The following is a 26545-nucleotide window of genomic DNA, read 5'->3' on the forward strand; positions in this document are numbered from 1 at the left end:
GCGCATTAGGGTGACGGTATGTCGGCGAGCCGCTACACGTACCTGGGTCCTGAAGGCACTTTCACGGAGGCAGCGCTCAGAACGCTGCCCGAGGCGGCGACCCGGGAGCTGGTCCCGATGGTGTCGGTGCCGGCGGTGCTGGACGCCGTCCGCAACGGCGAGGCCGGTGGGGCGCTGGTGCCCATCGAGAACTCGGTGGAGGGCGGCGTGACCGCCACCCTGGACGAGCTGGCCACCGGCGCGCCCCTGATGATCTACCGCGAGGTGCTGCTGCCGATCGCGTTCGCGCTGCTGGTGCGGCCGGGCACGAAGCTCACGGACGTGAAGACGGTGACCGGCCACCCGGTCGCTCAGCCGCAGGTGCGCAAGTGGCTGCGGGCGCAGCTGCCGGATGCGCTGTGGGAGTCGTCGGCGTCGAACGCGGACGGCGCGCGGCTGGTGCAGGAGGGCCGGTTCGACGGGGCCTTCGCGGGCGAGTTCGCGGCGTCCACGTACGGACTCGAGCCGCTGGTCACCGAGATCCATGACGCGAAGAACGCGGCGACGCGCTTCGTCCTGGTCGGCCGGCCGGCCCGGCCCGCGGCGCCGACCGGCGCGGACAAGACCTCGGCGGTGTTCTGGCTGGGCGACGACCACCCGGGCGCCCTGCTGGAGCTGCTGCAGGAGTACGCGGTGCGGGGCGTCAACCTGGTGCGCATCGAGTCCCGGCCGACCGGCGAGGGCATCGGGCGGTACTGCTTCTCGGTGGACTGCGAGGGGCACATCACCGACCGCCGGGTCAGCGAGGCGCTCATGGGGCTGAAGCGGATCTGCCCCCAGGTCCGGTTCCTGGGCTCGTATCCGCGGGCCGACGAGGTGCGCCCCCAGGTTCGCCCGGGCACGACGGACGACGAGTTCACCGACGCGGCGGACTGGCTGGGCCGGGCGCTGGACGGGCGGGGCTGAGAGCGCCCCGATGGGTCCCCACCAAGGCTGCCCTGTTGTCCACCGAGTTATCCACAGGCCTGAGGTCCAGCCTGGGGATAACTGGGGATAAGTCGACAGACCAACCCGACCTAGTCGACAAATCGGTACACAGGTACCAAGGTCGGCCACAGCGGTCCAGGTCACCCTTCGTCAGCTCAATTCCTCTGATCAACTCTATAGAGGGAACACTTCTCACTCGAAAGTGCGTGTTAAGAGCGTTTGGACCGGGAATCCTTCGCCGAACACCGGGGGCCCGGAATGATCAACTCCGTCTTCCACAGTTCGCACACACAACCTGTGGACAAAGGAAAAGAATCCCCATCCGCCTGTGGATAACCGGGGTTCGAGCGGCGTCCGCACCCCCTCCCAACTCCCCTTCTCCACAAGGGCGGTGCCTCGATGGAGGGATGCGGTGAATTCGGTTGACGGCGACCTTTTGTCCGTTATTGCATTTCACACGCCCTTTCCTCGAAACGGACATAACGTCACTAAAAGCCCTTAACTTGTCGCGTTGGACCCCACCGCCCCGGTAGCCTGTAGCCGTGATTGACCTTCGCCTGCTTCGTGAGGACCCCGACCGTGTGCGCGCCTCCCAGCGCGCCCGTGGAGAGGACGTCGCGCTCGTCGACGCCCTCCTCTCCGCCGACGAGCGGCGCAGGTCGTCCAGTCATCGCTTCGACGAACTGCGCGCCGAGCAACGCCAGCTCGGCAAGCTCATCCCCAAGGCCCAGGGGGATGAGAAAGCCGAACTGCTGAAGAAGACCGGCGTGCTCTCGGCCGCGGTCAAGGCGGCGGACGCCGAGCAGAGCGAGGCCGCGCAGGAGGCCCAGCGCCTGCTGCTCAAGCTCGGCAACCTGGTGCACCCGGACGCGCCGATCGGCGGCGAGGAGGACTTCGTCGTCCTCGAGCAGCTCGGTGCCCCGCGCGACTTCGCCGCCGAGGGGTTCGAGCCCAAGGACCACCTGGAGCTGGGCGAGATCCTGGGCGCCATCGACGTGGACCGCGGCGCCAAGGTCTCCGGCTCGCGCTTCTACTACCTCACGGGCGTCGGTGCGCTGCTGGAGCTGGCCCTGGTCAACGCGGCCATCGCGCAGGCCACCGCGGCCGGCTTCGTCCCGATCCTGACGCCGACCCTCGTCAAGCCCGCGGCCATGGCCGGCACCGGCTACCTCGGCCAGGTCGACGACGACGTGTACTACCTGGAGAAGGACGACCTGTACCTGGTCGGCACCTCCGAGGTCCCGCTCGCCGCCTACCACATGGACGAGATCATCGACGCGGCCAAGCTGCCGCTGCGGTACGCGGGCTTCTCGCCCTGCTACCGCCGCGAGGCCGGGTCGTACGGCAAGGACACCCGCGGCATCATCCGGGTGCACCAGTTCGACAAGGTCGAGATGTTCGTCTACACCACGCCGGAGGACGCGGAGGCCGAGCACCAGCGCCTCCTGGAGTGGGAGAAGGAGTGGCTCACCGCCCTGGAACTGCCGTTCCAGGTGATCGAGCTGGCCTCGGGCGACCTCGGCTCCTCGGCGTCGCGCAAGTTCGACTGCGAGGCGTGGATCCCGACCCAGGGCAAGTACCGCGAGCTGACCTCGACGTCGAACACCACCGAGTTCCAGTCCCGCAGGCTGTCGATCCGGATGCGTGACGAGAAGGGCACCCGCCCCCTCGCCACGCTCAACGGCACGCTGTGCGCGGTACCGCGCACCATCGTGGCGATCCTGGAGAACCACCAGCAGGCCGACGGCTCGGTCCGCGTCCCGGAAGTCCTCCGCCCCTACCTGGGCGGCCGTGAGTTCCTGGAGCCGGTCGGCAAGTGAGCTCCTCCACGCTGCTCCCGTACCGCCTGATCGCCACCGACCTGGACGGCACGCTGCTGCGCGGCGACCACACCGTCTCGGAGCGGTCGCGGGCGGCGCTCGCCGCGGCCACCGCGGCGGGCGCCGCCCACATCGTCGTCACCGGCCGCTCCGTGCCGTGGGCCCGGCAGATACTGGACGACCTCGGCTACGACGGCCTGGCCGTGTGCGGCCAGGGCGCGCAGGTCTACCACGCGGGCGAACACCGGCTGCTGACCTCCGTGACGCTGGACCGGCAGCTCGCCGGGCTCGCGCTGGCCAAGATCGAGGCCGAGATCGGGCCGCTCTTCCTGGCCGCGAGCCAGGACGGCCTGGACGGCGACGTGCTGGTCGGCGCCGGGTACCAGTACCACCCCGAGCTGCCGGTCATCCACATGAAGGACGACAGCCGGCTGTGGAGCTCCCCGCTCAACAAGCTCTACGTGCAGCACCCGAACTTGGACGACGACGCTCTGGCCAAGGTCGCGCGCGAGGTCGCGGGCGACCTGGTCGGCGTGACCATGGCCGGCGAGGGCATCGTCGAAATCCTGCCGCTCGGCCTCAGCAAGGCCACCGGCCTCTCCATCGCCGCCCGCCGGCTGGGCCTGAAGGCCGCCGACACCATCGCCTTCGGCGACATGCCGAACGACCTGCCGATGTTCGCGTGGGCCGCGCACGGCGTCGCGATGGCCAACGCGCACGACGAGCTGAAGGCCGTGGCCGACGAGGTGACCACGTCGAACGAGGAGGACGGCATCGCCGTCGTCCTGGAACGGCTCCTCGCGGCCGCCGCCTAGCCGGGCCATGACGGTTCCGGGGGTCGGTCCGGCGGACTCGGGCCCCGGCGCGGGTTCCGCCGGTTCCTTCGGCCGCGACCTCCACCTGGAGCCGGCCGGCCCGGGCGGCCGGCGCGCCTCCCTGATGCGGGCGCTGCGCGAGGCGATCCGCTCAGGGCGGCTCGCCCCCGGCACCCGGTTGCCGCCCTACCGCACGCTCTCCGCGGACCTCGGCATCGCCCGCAACACCGTCGCGGAGGCGTACGCCGAACTCGTCGCCGAGGGGTGGCTCACCGCCCGCCAGGGCTCCGGCACCCGCGTCGCGCCCCGCACCGCGCCCGCCAGGGCCCGGCCCTCCTCCGTCGCCCCCTCCCCGCACGCCCCCCGACCCGCGTACAACCTGCTGCAGGGCCAACCGGACGCCGGGAGCTTCCCCCGCGCCGCCTGGCTCACCTCCGCCCGCCGCGCGCTGACCGCCGCCCCCACCGAGGCGTTCGGGCCCGGTGACCCGCACGGCCGCCCCGAGCTGCGCGAGGCGCTGGCCGAGTACCTCGCCCGCGCCCGCGGGGTACGCGCCGACCCGGCCGCGATCGTCGTCTGCTCGGGCTTCGCCCACGCCCTGCGGCTGCTGGTCCGGGTGCTGCGCGGCCCGATGGCCGTCGAGGCGTACGGGCTGGCGTTCCATCGCGGCATCCTGGCCGCGGCCAGGATGCGCACGGTGCCGCTGACGGTCGACGCGGAGGGCGCCCGTACCGGGGAGCTGGCGACGAGCGGCGCGCGAGCCGTGCTGCTCACGCCCGCACATCAGTTCCCGACCGGTGGTCCGCTGGGGCCGCTCCGGCGGGCGGCCGTCGTCGACTGGGCCAGGACGACGGGCGGCATCGTCCTGGAGGACGACTACGACGGGGAATTCCGCTACGACCGACAGCCGGTCGGCGCGGTGCAGGGGCTCGACCCCGAGCGCGTCGTCTACCTCGGCTCGGTCAGCAAGAGCCTGTCACCGGCGGTGCGGCTGGGCTGGATGGTGCTTCCCGGGGCGCTCGTGGAGGACGTGGTGGCGGCCAAGGGTGAGCGGGAGGCCACGGCGAGCGCCCTGGACCAGCTGGCCCTCGCGGACCTCCTCGCCTCCGGCTCGTACGACCGCCATGTCCGCCGGATGCGGCAGCGGTACCGCCATCGGCGCGACCAGCTCGTCTCCGCGCTCGCCGAGCGGGCCCCGCACATCGGCGTTTCCGGCGTCGCGGCCGGGCTCCACGCGGTGCTGGAGCTTCCGCCCGGCACCGAGGACGCCACGGTCCGGGCGGCGCTCGACCACGGTCTCGTCCTCGACGGGCTGGCCGGATACCGCCACCCCGACAGCACCATGGCACCGCAGGACGGGCTGGTCGTCGGCTACGGAACCCCGTCCGAGCACACGTTCAGCGGCGCTCTGGAAGCGCTGTGCCGGGCTCTTCCGCCGACAGCCGCCCGCTGACCGGCCGCCGCGCGGAGGGCTCGGACCGCCGTGCGGCGGGCTCGGACCGCCGCGTCGGGGGCGCGGGCCGTCGCGGGCTCCCGGGCATCCGCGCGGTCGGCGTCAGCGCGTAGCAGGCCAGGCCGATGAGGACGGCCGTGAGGTGGCCGAGGTCGGTGAAGGTGCGGCTGGTGAGGACCGGCACCGTGAAGAACGTCAGGATCCCCAGCAGGTATCCCCACCGCCAGGGGCGCGGCACCAGGTACGTCAGCACGCCGACGACACCCGCCATCCCGTAGCTGACGCCCACATCGACGGTGTGGGCGAGCGAACGCGGCAGCCGGTCGTAATGAATCCCGAACAGTACGGCCTTCTGGCTGACGAGCGTGGCGCCGATGTGCGCCGTGGCGACGACGACGAGCCAGCGCCAGGTGCCCAGCCAGCGTTCCGCGGGCGCGTGGACCGTTTCGTAGAAGACGAAGTAGATGGCGAAGCCGGACGGCGTCGCCACCCACAGGGCACTGGCGAGCAGCACCCGGATCGGATGCTGCCGCAGTTCGATGAGGTTGGTGCTGACGTGGTGCAGCAGGTACGCCCGCACGTGCGGCGACACGACGGCGACCACACAGGTCGTGATCGTCAGGATCAGCAGCCAGATGTGGGTCCCGGGGGAGGAACGCACCCAGGAAGCGCCGAAGCGCCCCACACCCTTGAGGGTGATGCGGCGGCGCTCGGCGGGCGTTGGGGTGATCTGCTCTGCGGCCATCACCCACATCATCTGTCAGGGCCGCTCGACGCGGCCAATCGTGTTTCAGGCGTTCTTGATGGCGGAGATGTCGAAGCGCAGCTTCACCTGCTCGCCGATGAGGACGCCACCGGTCTCCAGGGCGGCGTTGTAGTTCAGGCCCCAGTCGGTGCGGTCGATCTTCGCGGTGCCCTCGAAACCGACGCGCTCGTTGCCGTACAGGTCCTTCGCGGAGCCGTTGTAGGCGAGGTCGAGCGTGACCGGCAGGGTGGTGCCCTTGACGGTGAGGTCGCCCGTCATGCGGTACAAGTCCTCGCCCAGGCGCTCGGCGGCGGTGGAGCGGAAGGTGATCTCCGGGAAGGTCGGGGCGTCGAAGAAGTCGCCGGTGCGCAGGTGCTCGTCGCGCTGGGCCTGGTTGGTGTCGACGCTGGCGACCTTGATGACCAGCTCGGCGGTGGAGAGGTGCGGGTCGGCGCCGTCGAGGTGCAGCGATCCCTCGTACTCGGCGAACTGGCCGCGGACGGTGGTGACCATCGCGTGCCGGACGGAGAAGCCGATCTCGCTGTGGGTCGGGTCGACGGTGTACTCACCGGTGAGGTGCGACAGGTCGGTCCCGACGGGGGCGGTCGCGACGGGGGCGGTCGCGACGGCGGTGCCGGCGTCAGCGGTCCTGGTGCGGTTGAAGAGGCCCATGATGTGCTCCTTACGAGTAGTTCAACGTTCAACTTCATTCACCATAGCTCTGTTCCATTGAACTTTCAACAAGGTCGGGAAAGAAGTTTTCCGAGGAGGCGGGATGGAGTTGTAGGATGACCGGATGACACTCCACGCAGCCGACCGCAGATCCCTGGTCGACACCGTCGTCGACCAGCTGCGCGAGCAGCTCGCCGCCGGCACCTGGCAGGTCGGAATGCGCATCCCGACCGAGCACGAACTGGCCGACCTCCTCGGCGTGGGCCGCAACACGGTCCGCGAGGCGGTCCGGGTGCTCGCGCACGCCGGTCAGCTGGAGTCGCGCCAGGGGCAGGGCACGTACGTGATCTCCCGGGCCGACCCCGCCGCCGTGCTCCGCGGCATGCGCAGGGCGGGAACGCGCGACGTGCTGGAGCTGCGGGTCGCGCTGGAGGCGGAGGGTGCCCGGCTGGCCGCCGTCCGGCGAACGCCGGAGGACCTGGAGCGGATGCGCTCCGCGCTCGGCAGCGTGCACGAGCACGGCGCGGAGCTGACCGGCGGCGCCCAGGCCGACGACGACGTCCGCTTCCACCAGTTCGTGGTGGAGGCCGCGCACAACACCGCGCTGACCGAGGTCTACCGCTACTTCAGCTCGTCGGTCCGCGAGACGCTGCTGGCCGCGGTCGGCGACAGCGACATGCCGCCGATCGACCTCGCGGCCCACACCGCGCTGCTCGACGCCATCGAGGCGGGGGACCCGCAGGCGGCCGACAGCGCCGCGCGGGCGCTGTTGGGAGAGCCGCTGCGCGCGGTCGAAGCCCTCCTCGCCGTCGAACCGGACGGCCCGCCCGCCCGCTGACCGACCTCCCTGACACACCGCGCACCACGTACCACGCTTGGGAAAGGCCCCTGTTTTGCCACGTACGACCGCCGCCACCGTCCCGCTCATCGACGCGGAGCCCGGCCACCCGCCCGAGTCGTCCCGGCTGCTCTCCCACCCCGTACTGCTGCTGGCCGGCATCGTGGTCGCGTCGCTCAACATGCGGGGCGCGCTGGCCAGCATGGCGCCGCTGGTCGGCGACGTCAGCGCGCACTACGGGCTCTCCTCGACGGTGAGCAGCCTGGTCACGTCGGTGCCGGTGCTCTTCCTGGGGCTGGGTTCGATGGTCGCCCCCCGGCTGTCGCAGCGGTTCGGCACCGAGCAGGTGCTGTTCACCGCGCTGGTGGCACTGGCCGCCGGGATCGTGGTGCGCTCGCTCTCCTCGATCCTGGCGCTCTTCGCCGGCAGCATCCTGCTGGGAACGGCGATAGCCCTGCTCAACGTCCTGATGCCCGGCCTGATCAAGCGGGACTTCCCGCACCGGGCCGCGAGCATGACGTCGCTCTACACGTGTGCGATGGTCATCGGCGCGTCGACGGCGGCCGGGGTGTCCGTACCCCTGGAGAAGTCGTTCGGCGGCAGCTGGCAGGCCGCGCTGGCATTCTGGGCCCTCCCGGCGGCCGTCGCCGCGGCGGTCTGGTTCCCGCAGGTGGTGCTGTCGCGCCGGACGCGTTCGGCGACGGGCGCGCACGGCACGTCCGCCGCGTCCGCTCCGGTGCCGGGCTCCGGTATCTGGCGGGCACCGCTGGCCTGGCAGGTCACCTGCTTCATGGGCCTGCAGTCGCTGCTCGTCTACGTCGTCATCGCGTGGATGCCGACGATCCTCACCGACCACGGGATGAGCAAGGCCACCGCCGGGATCGTCTTCGCCGTCAGCAACCTGATCCAGGTGGCGGGCGCGTTCGTCTTCCCGCTGCTCGCGGGCCGGATGCGGAACCAGGGTCCGCTAGTGGCCGTCGCCGTCGGCCTGACCGCCGCCGGATACGTGGGACTGCTGGTGAACCCGGTCGGCGGTGCCTGGGCGTGGGCCGCACTGCTCGGCGTCGGCCAGGGCGGCTCGGTCGGGCTGGCGCTGACGATGATCGTGCTCCGCAGCCGGAACGCGTACACCGCCGCGCGGCTGTCGGGGACGGCGCAGGGCGTCGGCTATCTGCTGGCCGCCGCCGGACCGCTCGCCGCAGGCGCGCTCTACCAGAGCAGCGGCGGCTGGACCGCCCCGATCGTGCTGATGCTGCTGCTGTGCGGCGCGCAGCTCGCCGCCGGACTGGGCGCGGGCAGGGACCGCAAGGTCTGAACCCCGGCCCCCACCCCCGCCTCCCGGCTGCTACTCCTCGCCCGCCAGGGTCAGCGACCGCAGCCGCTGCGCGGCGAACCAGGTGGCGGCGACGGTCACCGCGACGAGCAGGACGACCGCGACCGGGAGCCCGACGTCGGACTGCACGATCTCACCGCCGCCGATCTTCTCCGCCAGCGCCAGCGCCCACTGCTGGACGCTGAGGGTGCGGGCGCCCGGGACGAGGTTTCCGATGAGGGACTCCCAGACCAGCGCGTAGACGAGTCCCGCCACCACCGCGTGCCGGGTGACGACGCCCAGCAGCAGGAAGACCGCGGCGTAGGTGACCGACGCGACGGCCGCGGCGATGCCGTAGGCGACCGCGAGCTGCTGGCTGTTGCCGTTCAGGATGAAGCCGGCGATGAAGGTGGGGATGGCCGAGAACGCCATGGCGACGCCGATCGCGACGACCAGCTTCGTCAGGATGATCGACGGCCGCTTCAGCGGCTTGGCCAGCAGGTAGACGATCGAACCATCGTCGATCTCCGGCGCGATGGCGCCCGTGCCGGCGATGACGCCGATCAGCGGCACCATCGTCGCGAGCGCGAAACCGCCCAGCAGGTCGCTGGTGACGCTGTCGTCCGTGCCCGCCAGGGCGCGCACGGCGCCCGCGATGACGAGCAGCAGCGCGGGCAGCGCGAAGAGGATGAGTGCGCGGCGCCTGCCGAGCAGCGCCCGGAAGGTGAGCCGGGCCACGGTGGGGTTATACATCGGTGGGCTCCTTAAGGCCGGGTGGGCCGCTTACGCCGTGACCAGGTAGGAGAAGACGCTCTCCAGGGACTCGTCGGACGGCGAGACCGTGTACAGCCGGATGCCCTGTTCACGGGCGACCCGCGGCAGCAGCTCCGTGAAGCCGGAGAAGTCGATCGCCTGGATGCGCAGCGCCTTCTCGGACCAGTCGAGTTCGATCGCGGCGGTCGACGCGTCGGCGATGAGCGCGGCGGCCAGCTGCCGGTCGTCGCTGGACCGTACGAGGTAGCGGTGCGGGCGGTCCGTCATCAGGCGGCGGATCTTGCGGAAGTCGCCGGAAGCGGCGTGCCGGCCGGCCACCACGACCTCGATGTGGCTCGCGAGCTGCTCGACCTCCTCCAGGATGTGTGAGGAGAACAGCACCGTGCGGCCGTCGGCGCCCATCTGCCGGAGCAGGTCCATGAGGTGCAGCCGCTGGCGCGGGTCCATGCCGTTGAAGGGCTCGTCGAGCAGGAGCACCGACGGGTCGTGGACGAGGGCCGAGGCCATCTTCACGCGCTGCCGCATGCCCTTGGAGTACGTGTCGATCTTGCGGTCCTGCGCGTACGCCATCTCGACGGTCGCCAGCGCGCGGTGCGCGGCGGCGCCCGGGTCGGGCAGGCCGTGCAGCTCGGCGTTGGCGAGGACGAACTCCGCGCCGGTGAGGAAGTCGTACATCCCCTCGCGCTCGGGCACGATCCCGATGTGGTGGTACACCTGCTCGTTGCGCCAGATCTGCGTGCCGTCGAGGGTGACGGAGCCGGTGGACGGGGCGAGGAAGCCGGCCATCATGTTGATGAGGGTGGACTTTCCCGCGCCGTTCGGGCCGAGCAGGCCCGTCACGCCGGGGCCGATCGACATGGTGACGTCGTTGACCGCCACCACGTTGCCGAACCAGCGCGAGACGTTGTCGATGGTGATCGTCGTCACGAGAGTCCGACCTTCCGGTAGCGGCGCATCAGCAGGCCGAAGCAGCCGGCGATCACACCGAGGAGCACGATCAGGTAGACGATGCCCGCGAGGGCGTCGGGCGGGCCGTAGTTGCCCGGGTTGGAGACGGTGGCGCCGAGCCACCAGGACTGCGCGCCGTCCAGCAGGCTGATCGGGGAGAAGAGGCCGAACCAGCCCTCCGCCTCGAAATTCTCCTGGGCGTAGGCGACGCCCTGGATCGCGGTGACCGCTCCGTACGAGATGGCGATGACCGCGATGATCGCGGCGACGCCGAACCCGCGGCGGGGGGTGATGGCGGCGATGACCATGCCGATGCCCGCCAGCAGCAGGGAGAGCAGGAGAGCGGCCACGATTCCCTTCCCGAAGCCGGCCGTCTGGGACGCGAAGCCGAACTTCCCCAGCAGCGCGCCGACGTAGAGGATGACCAGCGGCACCGCGGTGAGGATGAACAGCGCCGCCGTCATCGCCGCGAACTTGGCGGCGACGTAGTCGATGCGCTCGATGGGGCGCGAGAAGTACAGCGGCGTCGTCTTGAACCGCAGGTCGCGCGAGACGGACTGCGGGGCCTGGGCCGCGACGAAGAGCGCGATGACCATCTGCAGGTAGATCGTGTACTGCATGTACTGCAGGGGCAGTTTGGTCATCTTCGTGCCGATCGCGACCGCGACGATGATCAGCGCCGGGGCGCACATCGCGGCGAACAGCAGCATCGGCAGCACCTTGGACTTCGCCGACCGGCCGAGCCCGTAGGCGCCGCGCAGGCTCTGCGAGAAGAGGGAGAGCCGGGCGTAGCCGCGGCCGAGGCGCGGGCCGTCGTAGTGGCGGTAGCCGATGTTGTGGATGACGTCGGCGCCGCGCTGGGCCTCTTGCTGCGCGGGTACGGAAGCGGGAACGGTTTCAGGCTGCATCTCGGCTGCCTCCCTTCTGCGGCCGGCTGCCGGTGGCGCCTGCGGCCTCGAGGACGGCGGAGTCGTCATCCGTGCTGAAGACCTCCGCGATCCGATGACGTCTCTGCTCCATCCGGACCAGGCCCAGGCCCAGTTCGGCGACCGCGTCCCTGATGAGGTCGTAGGTGGCCTCGCCGTCCATCTCGACGAGCAGGATGTGGCCGATGTTCGCGCCGGCGGAGCCGGGGCCCTCGCCCTGCACGGAGACCCCCGCCTCGGTCAGCGCCGCGCGCAGCGCCTCGGTGCCGTGCGGGTGCTGGTCGGTGTCGGTGACCTCGACCGCGAGCGAGGCCGTGGCCTGGGTGAAGTCGCTGGTGGAGGAGGAGCGCAGCAGCTTTCCGCCGTCGACGACGACGACGTGGTCGCTGATGCGCTCCAGCTCGCCGAGCAGGTGCGAGGTGACCAGGACGGAGATGCCGAAGTCGCTGTGGACCCGGCGGATCAGCCCCAGCATCTCGTCGCGGCCCGCCGGGTCCAGCCCGTTGGTCGGCTCGTCGAGGAGGACCAGCTTCGGGTCGTGCACGAGCGCCTGCGCCAGCTTGACGCGCTGCTTCATGCCCGTGGAGTAGCCGCCCATGGCGCGGTACCGCTCCTCGTACAGCCCTACGTGGCGCAGGGTGTCGGCGGTGCGCTCGCGGGCCGCGGCGGGCGGCAGCCCGGACATCCGCGCCATGTGGACGACGAACTCGGTCGCCGAGACATCGGGCGGCAGGCAGTCGTGTTCGGGCATGTACCCGACGAGACCGCGGATCGCCGCGCCTTCGGTGGCCACGTCGAGTCCGAGCACGGCGGCACGGCCCTCGGTGGCCGGGGACAGACCCAGCAGAATCTTGATCAGGGTCGACTTGCCGGCTCCGTTGGCACCTACCAGCCCGGTCACACCGGGGGTGATGTCCACGGAGAGCCGGTCCAGGGCGGTCACCCTTGGGTACCGCTTGCTCAGGCTTTCGGTCACGATCACAGTCACGTTCCCGACGGTAGTGGCGCAGACCACACCGGGGCGTCCCTCTCGGGGCTCCAATCCGCGTAGTCCTGGGGGCTGACCTCCCGTAGGGGATCTCCTCCGAGCGCGGGACGGATGTCAGGGTCATGGCGGTCCGCAGCTCCCCCGGCCGCGGTTTTCCACAGGCGGCGGAGGCGCCCTTGACCCTGCCATGGAGTGATGTCACATTCATCGGTGTCAGGGTTGATGCGGGCCGTGCCGGGTGCCGTTCCGGTGCCTTCCGGGGATGGGGGCGGTAGAGATGAGTCATCCGAGTCATCCGGATGGGTTGGACGGGTTCCGGAAGGTGCAGCGGCTGGCGTACGCGTGCGCCGAGGCGGTCGCGGCGCAGCTGAGACCGGGCGTCACCGAGCGGGAGGCCGCCCGCATGATGCGGGAGTGGCTGCGCGAGCGGGGCGTGCGGGACTGGTTCCATCTGCCGTTCGCCTGGTTCGGCGACCGGACGGCCTTCACGGGCTTCAAGGTGCCGCTGCAGTTCTTCCCCACGCAGCGCCGGCTGGAGCCGGGGATGCCCTTCATCCTGGACGTGGCCCCGATCCACCGGGGGTTCACCGCCGACATCGGGTACTCGGGCTGCCTGGGGCTCAACCCCGTCCACGACCGGCTGCTGGCCGATCTGCGCGAGCACCGCGAGCTGATCCTGCGCGAGGTGCGCGAGCGCCGCCCGCTGCGGGCGATCTACCAGGACGTGGACCGGTTGATGGTGAGGCAGGGGTACGCCAACCGCCACCGCGCCTATCCGTTCGGCGTCATCGCGCACAAGGTCGACCGGGTCCGGGAGCGGCGCTGGGCACCGCGGATCGCCGGCTTCGGCGCCCAGAGCCTCAGGGGACTGGCGAAGGACGCGCTGCACGGGCACCGGGACGGCTGGTCCCCGCTGTGGAGCCCGTACCGGATGTCCGACCATCCGCCGCGGCCGGGGCTGTGGGCCGTCGAGCCCCATCTGGGATTCCGCGGGACCGGCGCGAAGTTCGAGGAGATCCTCGTGGTCACCGACACGGACGCGTACTGGCTGGACGATGAACTGCCGCATGTGGAGCGCTGGAAGGAAGCGGGGCTGACCGTATGAGCCGAGACGGCGCGGGAGACGGGACCGTGAACCCGGAGGGCGGGGTGCCGCGTGAGCGACGGGTGGCGGGCGACGGGGTGGAGTTGTGCGTCGCCGAGTACGGGGACGCGTCGCTGCCGACCGTGGTGCTGCTGCACGGCTACCCCGACAGCAAGGAAGTGTGGTCCCAGGTCGCCGACCGGCTCGCGGACCGGTTCCATGTCGTGCTCTACGACGTGCGCGGCCACGGCCGCTCGACCGCGCCGAAACCGCTGCGCGGCGGATTCCGGCTGGAGAAGCTGACGAACGACTTCCTGGCGGTCGCGGACGCGGTCAGCCCGGACCGGCCGGTCCACCTCGTCGGCCACGACTGGGGATCGGTCCAGGGCTGGGAGTTCGCCACCGTGGGGCGCACCGAAGGCCGGATCGCCACCTTCACGTCCATCTCCGGCCCCTCCCTCGACCACTTCGGCCACTGGATCAAGCAGCGGGTCGCGCGGCCGACCCCGCGCCGCGTCGCCCAGCTCCTCGGCCAGGGCGCCAAGTCCTGGTACGTGTACGCGCTGTACACCCCGGTGCTCCCGGAACTGGCCTGGCGCGGAGTGCTCGGCAGGCAGTGGCCCAAGCTGCTCGCCCGCGCCGAGAAGATCTCCTCGGCCCAGTACCCGACCGCCTCACTGCCCGAGGACGCCGCACACGGCACGTGGCTCTACCGGGACAACGTCAAGGAGCGGCTGCGCGCACCGCGGACGGACGCCTACGCCCATGTGCCGGTGCAGCTGATCACCCCGACCGGTGACCCGTTCCTGTCGGAGAAGCTCTCCGACGGACTGGAGCAGTGGGTCCCCGACCTGCGGCGCCGCACCATCGCGACCAGGCACTGGGTGCCGCGCACCCGACCGGACCAGCTCGCCCAGTGGATCGGTGACTTCGTGACGTCCAACGAGGAGGGCCGTCCCGCCCGGACCACCCCGGACAAGCCGGGACCCGCCGGTGAGCGCTTCGCCGGCCGGTTGGTGCTGGTGACGGGCGCCGGCAGCGGCATCGGACGGGCCACCGCCTTCGCGTTCGCCGAGGCGGGGGCGCGGATCATCGCGGTGGACCGGGACGCCGAGTCCGCGGCCCGCACCGCGGAACTGGCGCGGCTCATCGGCGCGCCGGAGGCGTGGGCCGAGACCGTGGACGTCGCCGACGAACAGGCCATGGAGAAGCTCGCGGAGAAGACCGCCGCCGAGTACGGAGTGCCCGACGTCGTCGTCAACAACGCGGGTATCGGCCTGGCCGGCTCCTTCCTCGACACCACCACCGAGGAGTGGAAGCGGGTGCTGGACGTGAACCTGTGGGGCGTCATCCACGGCTGCCGGCTCTTCGCCCGGCAGATGGTCGACCGCGGCCAGGGCGGCCATATCGTCAACATCGCCTCCGCCGCCGCCTTCCAGCCGTCGCGTGCGCTGCCCGCGTACAGCACCTCCAAGGCCGCCGTGCTGATGCTCAGCGAATGTCTGCGGGCCGAGTTGGCCCCCCACGACATCGGGGTGACCGCCATCTGCCCCGGCATCGTCAACACCAACATCACCTCGACCGCCCGCTTCGCCGGGGCCACCGACGCGGAGCAGGACCGGCGCCGCGCGAAGTCCGCCCGGCTGTACGGGCTGCGCAACTACCCGCCGGAGAAGGTCGCCGACGCGATCGTGCGCGCGGTCATGCGCAACTCCGCGGTCGTCCCGGTCACCCCCGAGGCACACGGCGCCCGGCTGCTGGGCCGGCTGTCCCCCAGGGCGCTCCGCGGCCTGGCCCGCCTCAACCCACCCCTGTAGGCCGTGTCAGGAAGTCACCACACCATGAACCACGCGACCGCCGAGCACCGCGCCTACCGGATCGAGGACCTGGCCCACCTCAGCGGCACCACGGTCCGGACGATCCGGGGGTACCAGGACCGGGGGCTGCTCCCGAAGCCGGAACGCCGGGGCCGCGCCAACGTCTACGACGACACGCACCTGGCCCGGCTGCGCCAGATCGCCGACCTCCTTGAGCGCGGCTACACGCTGGCCAGCATCAAGGAGCTGCTGGAGGCGTGGGACGCGGGCACCGGGCTCGGCGGAGTCCTCGGCCTGGTCAACGAGGTGGACCGGTCCTGGTCCGACGAGACGCCGGCCCGGATCACCCGTTCCGAGCTGACCGAGGCGTTCGGCGGTGTCCCCGACGAGGCCGCCATCACCGACGCCCTGGACCTGGGGGTGCTCGAGGCCGTCCCGGACAGCGAGGACGAGTTCCTCGTCCCCAGCCCCCAGGAGCTGGCGGCCGCCGCCGAACTGTACGCGGCGGGCGTCCCGCTCTCCGCGATCACGGGTCATCTGCGGGAGCTGCGGATCCAGGTCGAGTACATCTCGGAGCGGTTCCTGCAGTTCACCACCGAGCACGTCTTCCAGCGCTATCTGGACCATCCGCCCACCGACGCGGAGGCGGCGTCCCTCGTGCGGCGGCTGCGACCGCTCGCCCGGCAGACCCTCGACGCGGAACTGGCGCGCGCGATGCGCATGATGGCCACCGAGCAGGTCAGGAGGCACATCGGCGACCTCGCGGCGGACGTGGCGCCCTCGATGGGCCCCGCCGTCGTTCCGGTCTCGCTGCCGGCGGACACGGTGGGCGCCGTCCGGGAGCTGGTCGGCCGTCGCAACGTCCCGGCCTTCGTCGCCGCCGCCGCCGAACGGGAGGTCCGGGCCCGCACCCTGGACGCCCTCGCGGGCCGCGCCGCCGAGGAGTACCCGCGCGGCCGGGATTGATCTTCGCCACGGCCCGCCCACCGGTCCCCACCACCGAGGCCGCGTCCGGTGGCGGGGGGCAGACGCGGGCGTACCTGTGTGCGGGCGGCGCGGGCGTATACGGGAGGATGGGGGGTGTGACCTCAGCCCCCGAGCATCTCCAGTCCCAGGACGCCCGCCCGTCGGCCCGCACGCCCCGGCTGATCGCCACCGACCTCGACGGCACGCTGCTGCGTGACGACAAGACGGTCTCGGACCGGACGATCGCCGCGCTCGCGGACGCCGAGGCGGCCGGGATCGAGGTCTTCTTCGTCACCGGGCGGCCGGCCCGTTGGATGAACGTCGTCGCCGAGCACACCGCCCGGCACGGGATGGCGATCTGCGCGAACGGCGCCGCCGTCTACGACCTGCACCGCGGCCGGCTGCTCGCCGCGTACCCGCTCGACACGAAGGACGCACTCGCCATCGTGGACGCGCTGCGCACGGCCGTGCCCGGCACGACCTTCGCCGTGGAGCGCACCAACGGCTTCTCCTACGAGCCCGCGTACCCTCCGTACGCCCCGATGCCCGACGCCGTGATCGCGCCCGCCGAGGAGCTGCTCGCCGACATCGGCGCCCCGGTGCTCAAGCTGCTCGCGAAGCACCCGGACGCCGATCCGGACGCGTTCCTGGCAACGGCGCTGAGCGCCGCGGGCGAGCACGGCGAGATCACCCGCTCCAGCGCTTCCGCGCTGCTGGAGATCAGCGGCCCGGGCGTCAGCAAGGCCACCACCCTCGCCCGGTGTTGCGCGGAGCGCGGGGTGTCGGCCGAGGAGGTCGTCGCGTTCGGCGACATGCCGAACGACCTGGCGATGCTGAGCTGGGCGGGCACCTCGTACGCGGTCGCGAACGCGCACCCCGCGGTGCTGGCCGCCACCACCCACCGCACCACCGCCAACCAGGACGACGGCGTCGCCCGGATCATCGAGCGGATCCTGCGGACCCGCGACAACTGACCCCGGCGTCCGCTGACGGGGGCCGCCGCTACAGCGGCGCCTCCCAGACGACCGTCGTCCCCACCCCGTCCCGCCCCGGCCCGTGACGGCTCGACCCGCCGAGGGCCTCCGCGCGGCGCGCCAGGTTGCGCAGTCCGCTGCGGCGGCCCTCCGCCGGGATGCCCACGCCGTCGTCGGTGACCGTCAGCCGAACCCCGGTTACGACGCCGTCGCCCTCTGCGGTGCCGGGCAGAGTGACCGTCGCGTCGATCACGACGTCGACGCGGCTCGCACCCGCGTGCCGGAGAGCGTTCGACAGCGCCTCGCGCAGGGCGGCGATCAGGTTTTTCACGGTCAGCTCGCCGACCAGCGCGTCCACCGCCCCGATGAAGCGCACCGACGGCTGGAAGCCCAGCGGGACGGCCGCCGTGCCGATCTCCCGCAGCACCCGCGTCCGCAGGCCGGCCGGCGCGTCGGCGGGGACCTGCTGGAGCGCGAAGATCGCCGTGCGCACCTCCTGGATGGTGGCGTCCAGTTCATCGACGGCCTTGCCGATCCCGTCCCGCACCTGCGGGTCCACCGAGCGGCGCTGCGCGCCCTGCAGCATCAGACCGGTCGCGAACAGCCGCTGGATGACCAGGTCGTGCAGGTCACGGGCGATCCGATCACGGTCCTCGTAGACCGCCAGCCGTTCCCGGTCGCGCTGTACGTCGACCAGCAGCAGCGCCAGCGCGGCCTGCGCGGCGAACTGGGTGGCCAGGGTGCGTTCCACCTCGGTGAACGGCTTGCCGCCGCGTCCGCGCGGCAGCGCGAGGGTGCCGATCACGCGGCCGTTGCTCTTGAGCGGAAGCATCATGCTGGGCCCGAACCTGATCGCCAGGCGGGTGGTCATCCGCACATCCATCGAGGAGTCGTCGACGAAGACCGGCTCCCCGTTCAACAGCAGTTCGGCGACCGGGCTCTCCGGCTCGATGACCGTGCCGAGCATCCCGGCCGGTTCATCGGCGGAGACCGCGACGACCTCCAAACCGCCGTCCTCGGTCGGCAGCAGAACGAGCCCGGCGGCGGCTTCGGCCAGCTTGCGGGCCTGCTCGGCGACGACGTCCAGCGCGTGCTCGGCGGCGTCGCTCGTCAGCAGGGCGGTGGTGAGGGCCGCGGAGCCGTTGATCCAGCGCTCGCGCTGGCGGGTCGCCTCGTACAGCCGCGCGTTGCCGAGCGCGATCCCCGCCTCGGTTGCCAGGATCAGCACCACTTGCAGATCCTCCTCCGTGAACTCCCCGCCGCCGCGTTTCTCGGTCAGGTAGAGGTTCCCGAAGACTTCCTTGTGGACGCGGATCGGCACCCCGAGGAAAGCCTGCACCGGGGGATGGCCCGGCGGGACCCCCGCCGACCGCGGATCCTTTGTGATGTCCGCGATCCGCAGGGGCACCGGATGGCGAATGAGTTCGCCGAGCAGCCCCGTGCGACCGTCCGGGATCGCGCCGATGCGTTCGACGTCCTCATCAGTGATGCCGTAGGTGACGAAGTCGGCGAGGGCGGTGCCGTCGGCGTTGAGCACGCCGAGCGCCCCGTAGCGGGCGGACGCCAGCTCGGCCGCGGTCTCGACGATCCTGCGCAGCGTCGTGTGCAGTTCGAGGCCGGTGCCGACGGCGACGACGGCCTCCAGCAACTCGGGCAGGCGCATGGTGATCCGGGAGGCCACGCCCTGGAAGCTGAAGGTCGTCGGCTCACTGTCGTCTGCCATGCGGATCAGCGTATTTGGTCCGCTTTGTCCCTGCCGGTCGGACCGGTCGGCTCAGCCGGCCCGGTCAGACCACGGCCAGGCCCGCGGCGCGCTCGCGCTCCAGCGTGCGGCGGAACGGTCCTTCGAGCGCTGCCAGCTCCTCGTATGTTCCGCGCTGCGTGACGCGGCCCCGGTCGAGGACGACGATCTCGTCGACCGCGTCCCCCGCCAGGCCGGCCAACCGGTGTGTGATCAGCACGGTCGTCCGGCCCCGGGTGGCGTCCAACAGATCCGCGGTCAGCGCGTCGGCGGTCGGCAGGTCCAGGTGCTCGGCCGGCTCGTCGAGCACCAGGACGGGGAAGTCGGCGAGCAGCGCGCGGGCCAGCGCGAGGCGCTGCCGCTGCCCGCCGGAGAGCCGGGCGCCGTGCTCGCCCACGAGGGTGTCGAGGTCGGCGTCCAGCCGGGCGGCGGCGAGCGCCGCACGCAGCGCGTCGTCGTCGGCGGCCGGGCGCGCCAGCCGCAGGTTCTCGCGGACCGAGCTGTCGAACACGTGCGCGTCCTGCGCGCACAGCCCGACCAGTCGGCGCACGTCGTCGCCGTCCAGCGCGGCCCCTTCGGTGCCGCCGAGCGTGTAAGAACCGCTCTCCGCGTCCAGGAAACGCAGCAGCACCTGCGCCAGCGTCGTCTTGCCCGCCCCCGACGGGCCGACCACGGCGATCCTGCGGCCCTGCGTCAGTTCGAGATCCAGCCCCGCCAGCGCCGGCCGCCCCTGGCCCGGGTAGCGGGCCGTCAGATCGCGGACGACCAGCGGGAACGGCAGGGCCGGCGGCTCCACCGGCCGCTCCGGCTCGCGGACCGGCTCCGGCGCGTCCAGCACTTCGTGTACCCGTAGCGCCGCCGCCCGGCTGCGCTGCCGGTACTGCGCCGCGAGCGGCATCCCCGCGACCGCTTCGAACGCGGCGAGCGGCGTGAGCACCACGACCGCCAGCGCGACCGGGTCGAGCCGGCCGTCCCGTACCGCCTGGATCCCGGCGTAGGCGCAGGCCACCACCGTCAGACCGCACACCAGTGCGGTCAGCCCCGCGCCCAGCGCGGTCGTCGCGGCGGACCGGGCGGCGAGCCGGGTGAGTGTGCGGTCGGAGCGCGCGGCACGTTCCCGTCGGCCCGGCAGAGCGCCGGCGACCGTCAGCTCGGCGGTGCCGGTCAGCAGGTCCACGACCTGCGTCGCCAGTTCGCCCCTGGCCGGCGCGAGCCGCCGCTCGGTGCGCCGCGACAGCACGGCGGACAGCGCGGGGACGCCCGCGCCCGCGGTCAGCAGACCGACGGCCAGTGCCACGCCCGCCTCGGGCAGCAGCCAGCCGGTGAAGGCCGCCGACGCGACGCAGACACCCACCGCCGTGCCGGCGGGCAGCAGCCAGCGCAGGAAGTAGTCCTGCAATCCGTCGACGTCGGCGACCAGCCGGGAGAGCAGGTCACCGCGCCGCGTCTCCTTCAGGCCCGCCGGGGCGAGCCGTTCGATCCGCCGGTAGACGGCCACCCGCAGGTCCGCGAGCGAGCGGAAGACCGCGTCGTGCGACACCAGCCGCTCCGCGTACCGGAAGACCGCCCGCCCGATCCCGAACGCCCGCGTCGCCGTGACCGCGACCATCAGGTACAGCACGGGCGGTTGCTGCGAGGCGCGGCTGATCAGCCAGCCGGACGTCGCCATCAGACCCACCGCGCACCCGAGCGCCAGCGCCCCCAGCAGCAGCGCCAGCGCGAAGCGCCCGCGCAACGGCCCCGCCATCCGGCGCACCCGCCGCAGCGGACGTCCTCCGCCGACGGCGGTCGGCGCCTCCCCCGGAGGCAGGACGCCCGCCGGACGGAGATCCTGACGGACCGCCGCCGGAGCACGGTGCGTCTCCGCGCCGGCGTTCGCGACGGCCGGTGCCGGTTGCAGCCGGATCGTCCGGTCGACCACCGCGAGCAGGGCCGGCCGGTGGACGACGAGCAGGACGGTGCGGCCGACCGCGAGTCGGCGGACGGCGTCCACCACCGCCGCCTCGGTGTCACCGTCGAGGTTGGCGGTCGGCTCGTCGAGCAGCAGCAGTGGGCGGTCGGCCAGGAAAGCGCGGGCAAGGGCCAGCCGTTGGCGCTGGCCTGCGGAGATGCCGGAGCCGCCCTCCCCGAGTGCAGTGTCCGGGTCGGCGAAGTCGAGGGCGCCGGCGTCACGGAGGGCGGTCTGCACCTGCTCGTCGGTGGCGTCCGGCCGGGCGAGGCGGACGTTCTCCGCGACGGTCCCGGCGAACAGGTGCGGCCGCTGCGGGACCCAGGCGATCTGCCGGTGCCAGCTCTCGGGATCGAGTGACGCCAGGTCGGCGCCGTCGACCAGGACCCGGCCGCCGGACGGCTGCGCGAAGCCGAGCAGCGCCGTCAGCAGAGTGGTCTTGCCGACCCCACTGGGGCCGACGACGGCGATCGCCTCGCCGGGGGAGACGGTGAAGGAGACCTCGGGGAGCGAGGGCCGCTCACGACCGTCGTGGTGCACCGTCAGACCGTCCACGGTGATGGAAGCCCGCCGCAGATCGGGGGCGGGCAGCGTCCCGGCGGCGGCCGGAGCCGTCTCCAGGACGGCGAAGACCTCGTCCGCCGCGGCCACTCCCTCGGCCGCCGCGTGGTACTGCGCGCCCACCTGCCGCAGCGGCAGATACGCCTCCGGCGCGAGCACCAGGACGACGAGCCCGGTGTAGAGGTCCAGGTCCCCGTGGACCAGCCGCATGCCGACGCCGACGGCGACCAGCGCCACAGAAATCGTCGCGAGGAGTTCCAGGGCGAAGGACGACAGGAACGCGAGGCGCAGCGTCCGCATGGTCGCGCGCCGGTACTCGTCGGTGATGGCGCGGATGGACTCGGCCTGCGCCTTGGCGCGGCCGAAGACCTTCAGGGTGGGCAGGCCGCCGACCACGTCCAGGAAGTGCCCGGACAGCCGCGCGAGCAGCCGCCACTGGCGGTTCATCCGGTCCTGGGTGGCCCAGCCGATCAGTGCCATGAAGAGCGGGATGAGGGGGAGGGTCAGCGCGATGGTGAGTGCCGAGACCCAGTCCGAGGTGACGATCCGGGCGAGCACCACGACCGGTACGACCACGGCCAGACCCAGCTGCGGCACATAGCGGGCGAAGTAGTCGTCGAGCGCGTCGACCCCGCGGGTGGCGAGCGTGGTGAGTTCGCCGGTGCGCCGGGTGGAGAGCCAGGAGGGGCCCAGCACGGTGGCCCGTTCCAGCAGCCGGCCGCGCAGTTCGGACGTGACGGCCGCGCTGGCGCGGTGCGCGCAGAGCTCGGTCAGCCAGGCGACGGTGCCCCGACCGGCCGCGACGGCGGCGAGCAGCAGCAGCGGAGTGCGCAGCCCGCCGGCGTCGAGGCCGTGCTGGAAACCGCCGACGACGATCTCGGCGATGAGCATCGCCTGGGCGACGACCAGCCCCGCCCCGGCCAAACCGAGGGCCACGGACGCCACGAGGAAGACGCGGCTGGCGCGCGCGTACCGGAGCAGACGCGGATCGACTGGTTTCACGTGGAACATTCCCTTCGGCGAGGCGAGGCGAGGGCGAGTCGGGTGGCGGGGGCTCAGTGGGTCTCGGCGATGTGCTGGGTGCCGATCCGCTTGCGGAACACCCAGTACGTCCACCCCTGGTAGATCAGCACCACCGGCGTCGCGACCGCCGCGCACCACGTCATGATCTTCAGCGTGTACGGCGTCGCCGAGGCGTTGGTGACCGTGAGGTTCCACGTGTCGTTCAGCGAGGACGGCATGACGTTCGGGAAGAGCGCCAGGAAGAGCATCGCCACCGTGGCCGCGATGGTGACGCCGGAGAACAGGAACGACCATCCCTCACGGCCGATCCGGATCATCCAGACCGCCGCGACCAGCGCCACCACCGCGACGGCGAGCGCGCCGAGCGTCGTGGCGTCGCCGCTGTCCCGCTGCGTCCAGCCCAGGAAGAGCACCGCGAGCACCGTGGCCGCGATGCCCAGCCGGAAGGCGAGCCCGCGGGCCCGCGTCCGGATGTCGCCGACCGTCTTGAGCGCGGCGAACACCGCTCCGTGGAAGGTGAAGAGCGTGAGGGTGACGAGGCCGCCGAGCAGCGAGTAGACGTTCAGCAGGTCCCCGAAGGTGCCGACGTACTCCTTGCTCGCGTCGATCTTCACGCCGCGCACCATGTTGGCGAACGCGACGCCCCACAGCACCGACGGCAGCAGTGAGGCCCAGAAGATCACCTGCTCCCAGCTGGTCTGCCAGCGGTCGTCCGCACGCTTGGAGCGGTACTCGAAGGCGACGACGCGGACGATCAGGCAGAGCAGGATGATCAGCAGCGGCAGGTAGAAGCCGGAGAAGAGCGTGGCGTACCACTCGGGGAAGGCGGCGAACGTCGCGCCGCCCGCGGTGAGCAGCCATACCTCGTTCCCGTCCCAGACCGGCCCGATGGTGTTGATCAGCACGCGGCGCTCGGGGCGGTCGCGGGCCAGCAACTTGGTGAGGATCCCGATCCCGAAGTCGAAGCCCTCCAGGAAGAAGTAGCCGGTCCACAGGACGGCGATGAGTACGAACCAGACGTCGTGGAGGTGCATGTCGCGCTCCTTCCTTCTCAGTACGAGAAGGCCATGGGCCGGTCGGCGTCGGCGTCGGTGGAATCGCCGCCGATCTTCGTTGGCGGGTTCAGGTCGGACTCGGTCAGCTCCGGCGGTCCCGCCTTGGCGTACTTCAGCAGCAGCTTGACCTCGACGACGGCGAGCACCGCGTAGAGCAGGGTGAAGGCGATCAGCGAGGCGAACACCTCGCCGGTGGAGACACTGGGGGAGACCGCGTCGGAGGTGCGGAGCAGCCCGTAGACGGCCCAGGGCTGGCGGCCGGTCTCGGTGAAGATCCAGCCCCACGAGTTGGCCAGCAGCGGGAAGACCATCGTCCACAGCGCGATCCGCCAGTACCAGGCGGTGAACCGGTCGCCGAACGGCCTGTTCCCGGTGAGCATCAGCTTCGGCGCCTCGTCCTCGCCGGTGCGGTGCTCCTCGGCGACCCAGAGCCTGCGGCGGGTGAGCCACAGCCCCGCCAGGCCGACCGTGAAGGACGTCATCCCGAAGCCGATCATCCAGCGGAAACCCCAGTAGGCGGTGGGGATGTTCGGCCGGTAGTCACCGGGGCCGTACTTCTGCTGCTCGGCCTTGTTGACGTCGTTGATGCCGGGCACGTACGAGGAGAGGTTGCCGTCGGCGAGGAAGGACAGGACCCCGGGCACCTCGACGGCGACCCTGTTGTGGCCCTTGTCGACATCGCCGATGGCGAAGATCGAGAACGGGGCCGGCCCCTGGCCGTCCCACAGCGCCTCGGCGGCGGCCATCTTCATCGGCTGCTGCTTGAACATGACCTTGCCCAGCGAGTCACCGCTGATCGCGGTGAGCAGCCCCGCGACGACCGCGACGGCCAGGCCGAGCCGCAGTGAGGTGCGCATCACGGCGATGTGCTTCTTGCGCGCCAGATGGTAGGCGGAGATGCCGATCATGAACGCGGCGCCGGTGAGGAAGGCCGCGGTGATGGTGTGGAAGACCACGACCAGGGTGGTCTGCTGGGTGATGACCGCCCAGAAGTCGGTGAGCTCGGCGCGGCCGGTCACCTTGTCGTAGGTGTAGCCGACCGGGTGCTGCATCCAGGAGTTCGCGGCCAGGATGAAGTACGACGACAGGATCGTGCCGATCGAGACGATCCAGATGCAGGCCAGGTGGATGCGCTGCGGGAGCTTGTCCCAGCCGAAGATCCACAGCCCGATGAACGTGGACTCGAAGAAGAACGCGATGAGCGCTTCGAAGGCCAGCGGCGCCCCGAAGATGTCCCCGACGAAGCGGGAGTAGTCCGACCAGTTCATCCCGAACTGGAACTCCTGCACGATGCCGGTGGCCACGCCCATGGCTATGTTGATCAGGAAGAGTTTGCCCCAGAACTTGGTGGCCCTGAGGTACTTCTCGTTCCCTGATCGGACCCACGCGGTCTGCAGGGCCGCGGTCAGCGCGGAGAGGCTGATCGTCAGCGGGACGAAGAGGAAGTGGTAGACGGTGGTGATGCCGAACTGCCACCGTGCGACGTCGACGGTTTCCAGCGAGAGCTGCACGTCACGACTCCTTGCCTGTACCTGTCCAAACCTGGGCTTCGCGCCCATATACGTTCGCTTGTGAAAGTGAACGCATTCACAAGCTAAGTATCGCGCACACCAGTTCGCCCCCTCCCACCGGGGGGGTGGAAGGGGGCGAAAACGGCAGGTGGCAGGGGGCCCGGAGAGCTGTTCCGCACCTCGATCCGCGGCTCGATCCGCAGGTCAAGCCGTGTGTCGAGCCGCAGGTCGCTCCGGTCCGGCTACAGCTCCTTGCGGAACTCGTCCGCGGTCTCGAGCAGCAGGTCGTTGGCCGCGGTCTCGCCGATGGTGATCCGCACGCCCTCGCCCGCGAAAGGACGTACCGACACGCCGACCCGCTCGCACGCCGCGGCGAAGTCCAGAGTGCGCTCCCCCAGCCGCAGCCAGACGAAGTTCGCCTGCGTCTCCCCGAGCGTCCAGCCCTGCGCGGCCAGCGCCCCGACGACCCGGTCCCGCTCGGTGACCAGGCCGGCCACCCGCTCCAGCAGGGCTTCCTCGGAGCGCAGCGAGGCGACCGCCGCGTCCTGGGCGAGCTGGCTCACACCGAACGGCATCGCGGTCTTGCGGAGCGCGGCGGCGACCGGCTCGTGCGCGATGGCGAAGCCCACCCGCAGGCCGGCCAGGCCGTACGCCTTGGAGAAGGTGCGCAGCACCGCGACGTTCGGGCGGTCGCGGTAGACCTCGACGCCGTCCGGCACCTCGGCGTCCCGGATGAACTCCCGGTACGCCTCGTCCAGGACCACGAGCACGTCGGACGGAACCCGGTCGAGGAAGCGCTCCAGCTCGGCGCGCCGGATGGCGGTGCCCGTCGGGTTGTTGGGGTTGCAGAGGAAGATCAGCCGGGTCCGGTCCGTGATGGCGGCGGCCATCGCGTCCAGGTCGTGTTCCTCGGTGTCGGTGAGCGGCACCTCCACCGGCGTCGCGCCGCTGATCCGCGTGATGATCGGGTACGCCTCGAAGGACCGCCACGCGTAGATGACCTCGTCGCCCGGGCCCGCGGTCGCCTGCAGCAGCTGCTGCGCGACGCCGACCGAGCCGGTACCGGTCGCGATGTGCGTCTGCGGGACGCCGAAGCGGTGCGCCAGCTCGGCGGTCAGCGCGGTGCACGCCGCGTCGGGATAGCGGTTGAAGGAACCCGCGGCGGCGGTGGCCGCCTCCAGCACGCCGGGCAGCGGCGGGAAGGGGTTCTCGTTGGAGGACAACTTGTAGGCCGGAGCACCCTCGTCCATCACCGGGGGTCGCCCGGGCTTGTAGGTGGGGATGCCGTCCAGTTCCGCGCGCAGCTTCGGGGTCATGACCACACCATACGAGGGGGCGTGAGGGCGTGGGAAAGTGCCGTGCGCCACACCGTGCGCGGGTGGCGCACGCGGTAGTGCGCATCCCTCGTAGGAGTGAGTTGATACGTCCCAGGGATACGAACCAATAGACGGAAGATCGTCCTCAGGATGCCGAGGGCTGACCCGAGAAAGCGCTTGCGAGCTGCACATTCATCTCCGCAAAGCACTTTCGATCTTGCAAAAACGTATTGCCAGAATGCCTATTCGGGGCCCCAGCGGACGGACCAACCCCGCCCTACTATCGGGTCGC

The 26545-nt window shown here is 71.5% G+C and carries 21 protein-coding genes; 10 read left to right on the forward strand and 11 right to left on the reverse strand.

What is annotated here, in order from left to right; translation table 11 throughout:
• Nucleotides 1-18: 18 nt before the first annotated feature.
• The 4 genes from pheA (at nt 19) to M2266_RS17730 (ending at nt 5054) form a co-directional block, all read left to right on the forward strand.
• Nucleotides 19-945, forward strand: coding sequence for a prephenate dehydratase (pheA, locus tag M2266_RS17715; protein WP_277439060.1), 927 nt, complete (start codon nt 19-21; stop codon nt 943-945).
• A gap of 563 nt (nt 946-1508) precedes the next feature.
• Nucleotides 1509-2786 carry a serine--tRNA ligase gene (gene serS / locus M2266_RS17720; RefSeq protein ID WP_277439061.1) on the forward strand — a complete coding sequence of 426 codons (1278 nt, stop codon included), beginning with the start codon at nt 1509-1511 and terminating at the stop codon, nt 2784-2786.
• Entirely contained in the window at nt 2783-3601 is an 819-nt protein-coding gene (locus M2266_RS17725; RefSeq protein ID WP_277439062.1) for an HAD family hydrolase, read from the forward strand. Before serS ends, M2266_RS17725 begins: the two co-directional genes overlap by 4 nt.
• 7 nt (nt 3602-3608) lie before the next feature.
• Nucleotides 3609-5054 carry a PLP-dependent aminotransferase family protein gene (locus M2266_RS17730; protein ID WP_277439063.1) on the forward strand — a complete coding sequence of 482 codons (1446 nt, stop codon included), beginning with the start codon at nt 3609-3611 and terminating at the stop codon, nt 5052-5054.
• Here the strand turns inward: M2266_RS17730 and M2266_RS17735 are convergent.
• Nucleotides 4999-5799, reverse strand: coding sequence for a rhomboid-like protein (locus M2266_RS17735; protein ID WP_277439064.1), 801 nt, complete (start codon nt 5797-5799; stop codon nt 4999-5001). The two genes, M2266_RS17730 and M2266_RS17735, sit on opposite strands and share 56 nt — an antisense overlap.
• Nucleotides 5800-5844: 45 nt before the next feature.
• Nucleotides 5845-6471 (reverse strand): YceI family protein, encoded by a 627-nt coding sequence (locus M2266_RS17740; RefSeq protein WP_277439065.1) that lies wholly within the window; start codon nt 6469-6471, stop codon nt 5845-5847.
• 124 nt (nt 6472-6595) lie between these two features.
• On the opposite strand from M2266_RS17740, the gene M2266_RS17745 reads away from it, so the two are divergent.
• Nucleotides 6596-7309, forward strand: coding sequence for a FadR/GntR family transcriptional regulator (locus tag M2266_RS17745; RefSeq protein ID WP_277439066.1), 714 nt, complete (start codon nt 6596-6598; stop codon nt 7307-7309).
• 55 nt (nt 7310-7364) lie between these two features.
• On the forward strand, nt 7365-8624 hold the full coding sequence (locus M2266_RS17750; RefSeq protein ID WP_277439067.1) for an MFS transporter: 1260 nt from the start codon (nt 7365-7367) through the stop codon (nt 8622-8624).
• Nucleotides 8625-8654: 30 nt separating this feature from the next.
• On the opposite strand, the gene M2266_RS17755 is transcribed toward M2266_RS17750, so the two are convergent.
• Genes M2266_RS17755 through M2266_RS17770 form a run of 4 tightly spaced genes read right to left on the reverse strand, consistent with a single transcriptional unit; the run spans nt 8655 to nt 12284 of the window.
• Nucleotides 8655-9374, reverse strand: coding sequence for an ABC transporter permease subunit (locus M2266_RS17755; protein WP_277439068.1), 720 nt, complete (start codon nt 9372-9374; stop codon nt 8655-8657).
• Nucleotides 9375-9404: 30 nt separating this feature from the next.
• On the reverse strand, nt 9405-10322 hold the full coding sequence (locus tag M2266_RS17760; protein WP_277439069.1) for an ABC transporter ATP-binding protein: 918 nt from the start codon (nt 10320-10322) through the stop codon (nt 9405-9407).
• On the reverse strand, nt 10319-11251 hold the full coding sequence (locus M2266_RS17765) for an ABC transporter permease subunit (RefSeq protein WP_277439070.1): 933 nt from the start codon (nt 11249-11251) through the stop codon (nt 10319-10321). The genes M2266_RS17760 and M2266_RS17765 overlap by 4 nt, the downstream gene beginning before the upstream one ends.
• Complete coding sequence (locus M2266_RS17770; protein WP_277439071.1) at nt 11241-12284, reverse strand: ABC transporter ATP-binding protein; 1044 nt, start codon at nt 12282-12284, stop codon at nt 11241-11243. Before M2266_RS17770 ends, M2266_RS17765 begins: the two co-directional genes overlap by 11 nt.
• Before the next feature lie 250 nt (nt 12285-12534).
• Here M2266_RS17770 and M2266_RS17775 point away from each other — a divergent pair, with 250 nt between their 5' ends.
• The 4 genes from M2266_RS17775 (at nt 12535) to M2266_RS17790 (ending at nt 17098) form a co-directional block, all read left to right on the forward strand.
• Nucleotides 12535-13362 (forward strand): M24 family metallopeptidase, encoded by an 828-nt coding sequence (locus tag M2266_RS17775; RefSeq protein WP_277439072.1) that lies wholly within the window; start codon nt 12535-12537, stop codon nt 13360-13362.
• Nucleotides 13359-15158: an SDR family oxidoreductase gene (locus M2266_RS17780; RefSeq protein ID WP_277439073.1), complete on the forward strand. Its 1800-nt coding sequence runs from the start codon at nt 13359-13361 to the stop codon at nt 15156-15158. The genes M2266_RS17775 and M2266_RS17780 overlap by 4 nt, the downstream gene beginning before the upstream one ends.
• A 24-nt stretch (nt 15159-15182) precedes the next feature.
• Nucleotides 15183-16124 (forward strand): MerR family transcriptional regulator, encoded by a 942-nt coding sequence (locus M2266_RS17785; protein ID WP_277439074.1) that lies wholly within the window; start codon nt 15183-15185, stop codon nt 16122-16124.
• Between the two features lie 107 nt (nt 16125-16231).
• Entirely contained in the window at nt 16232-17098 is an 867-nt protein-coding gene (locus tag M2266_RS17790; RefSeq protein WP_277439075.1) for a Cof-type HAD-IIB family hydrolase, read from the forward strand.
• Nucleotides 17099-17126: 28 nt separating this feature from the next.
• Here the strand turns inward: M2266_RS17790 and M2266_RS17795 are convergent, their stop codons facing one another.
• The 5 genes from M2266_RS17795 to hisC all read right to left on the reverse strand — a co-directional run bounded on the left by M2266_RS17795 (nt 17127) and on the right by hisC (nt 26253).
• Complete coding sequence (locus tag M2266_RS17795) at nt 17127-18821, reverse strand: GAF domain-containing protein (RefSeq protein WP_277439076.1); 1695 nt, start codon at nt 18819-18821, stop codon at nt 17127-17129.
• Between the two features lie 64 nt (nt 18822-18885).
• The gene (cydD, locus tag M2266_RS17800) at nt 18886-22350 is read right to left on the reverse strand and encodes a thiol reductant ABC exporter subunit CydD (protein ID WP_277439077.1); all 3465 of its coding nucleotides are present in this window, start codon (nt 22348-22350) and stop codon (nt 18886-18888) included.
• Nucleotides 22351-22403: 53 nt separating this feature from the next.
• Nucleotides 22404-23405 carry a cytochrome d ubiquinol oxidase subunit II gene (cydB, locus tag M2266_RS17805; protein WP_277439078.1) on the reverse strand — a complete coding sequence of 334 codons (1002 nt, stop codon included), beginning with the start codon at nt 23403-23405 and terminating at the stop codon, nt 22404-22406.
• A gap of 17 nt (nt 23406-23422) precedes the next feature.
• Nucleotides 23423-24937: a cytochrome ubiquinol oxidase subunit I gene (locus M2266_RS17810; RefSeq protein ID WP_277439079.1), complete on the reverse strand. Its 1515-nt coding sequence runs from the start codon at nt 24935-24937 to the stop codon at nt 23423-23425.
• A gap of 242 nt (nt 24938-25179) precedes the next feature.
• Nucleotides 25180-26253: a histidinol-phosphate transaminase gene (hisC, locus tag M2266_RS17815; protein ID WP_277439080.1), complete on the reverse strand. Its 1074-nt coding sequence runs from the start codon at nt 26251-26253 to the stop codon at nt 25180-25182.
• Nucleotides 26254-26545 lie beyond the last annotated feature (292 nt).

Origin of the sequence: Streptomyces sp. SPB162 (assembly GCF_029504575.1) — a bacterium.
Lineage (GTDB): Bacteria > Actinomycetota > Actinomycetes > Streptomycetales > Streptomycetaceae > Actinacidiphila.

What these genes read in the sequence shown, in the direction of transcription:
- pheA (WP_277439060.1), top strand. Translation starts at nt 19, where the DNA reads ATGTCGGCGAGCCGCTACACGTACCTGGGTCCTGAAGGCACTTTCACG.
- M2266_RS17730 (WP_277439063.1), top strand. Translation starts at nt 3,609, where the DNA reads ATGACGGTTCCGGGGGTCGGTCCGGCGGACTCGGGCCCCGGCGCGGGT.
- M2266_RS17735 (WP_277439064.1), bottom strand. Translation starts at nt 5,799, where the DNA reads ATGGCCGCAGAGCAGATCACCCCAACGCCCGCCGAGCGCCGCCGCATC.
- M2266_RS17740 (WP_277439065.1), bottom strand. Translation starts at nt 6,471, where the DNA reads ATGGGCCTCTTCAACCGCACCAGGACCGCTGACGCCGGCACCGCCGTC.
- M2266_RS17745 (WP_277439066.1), top strand. Translation starts at nt 6,596, where the DNA reads ATGACACTCCACGCAGCCGACCGCAGATCCCTGGTCGACACCGTCGTC.
- M2266_RS17755 (WP_277439068.1), bottom strand. Translation starts at nt 9,374, where the DNA reads ATGTATAACCCCACCGTGGCCCGGCTCACCTTCCGGGCGCTGCTCGGC.
- M2266_RS17765 (WP_277439070.1), bottom strand. Translation starts at nt 11,251, where the DNA reads ATGCAGCCTGAAACCGTTCCCGCTTCCGTACCCGCGCAGCAAGAGGCC.
- M2266_RS17775 (WP_277439072.1), top strand. Translation starts at nt 12,535, where the DNA reads ATGAGTCATCCGAGTCATCCGGATGGGTTGGACGGGTTCCGGAAGGTG.
- M2266_RS17780 (WP_277439073.1), top strand. Translation starts at nt 13,359, where the DNA reads ATGAGCCGAGACGGCGCGGGAGACGGGACCGTGAACCCGGAGGGCGGG.
- M2266_RS17785 (WP_277439074.1), top strand. Translation starts at nt 15,183, where the DNA reads ATGAACCACGCGACCGCCGAGCACCGCGCCTACCGGATCGAGGACCTG.
- M2266_RS17790 (WP_277439075.1), top strand. Translation starts at nt 16,232, where the DNA reads ATGGGGGGTGTGACCTCAGCCCCCGAGCATCTCCAGTCCCAGGACGCC.
- M2266_RS17795 (WP_277439076.1), bottom strand. Translation starts at nt 18,821, where the DNA reads ATGGCAGACGACAGTGAGCCGACGACCTTCAGCTTCCAGGGCGTGGCC.
- cydB (WP_277439078.1), bottom strand. Translation starts at nt 23,405, where the DNA reads ATGCACCTCCACGACGTCTGGTTCGTACTCATCGCCGTCCTGTGGACC.
- hisC (WP_277439080.1), bottom strand. Translation starts at nt 26,253, where the DNA reads ATGACCCCGAAGCTGCGCGCGGAACTGGACGGCATCCCCACCTACAAG.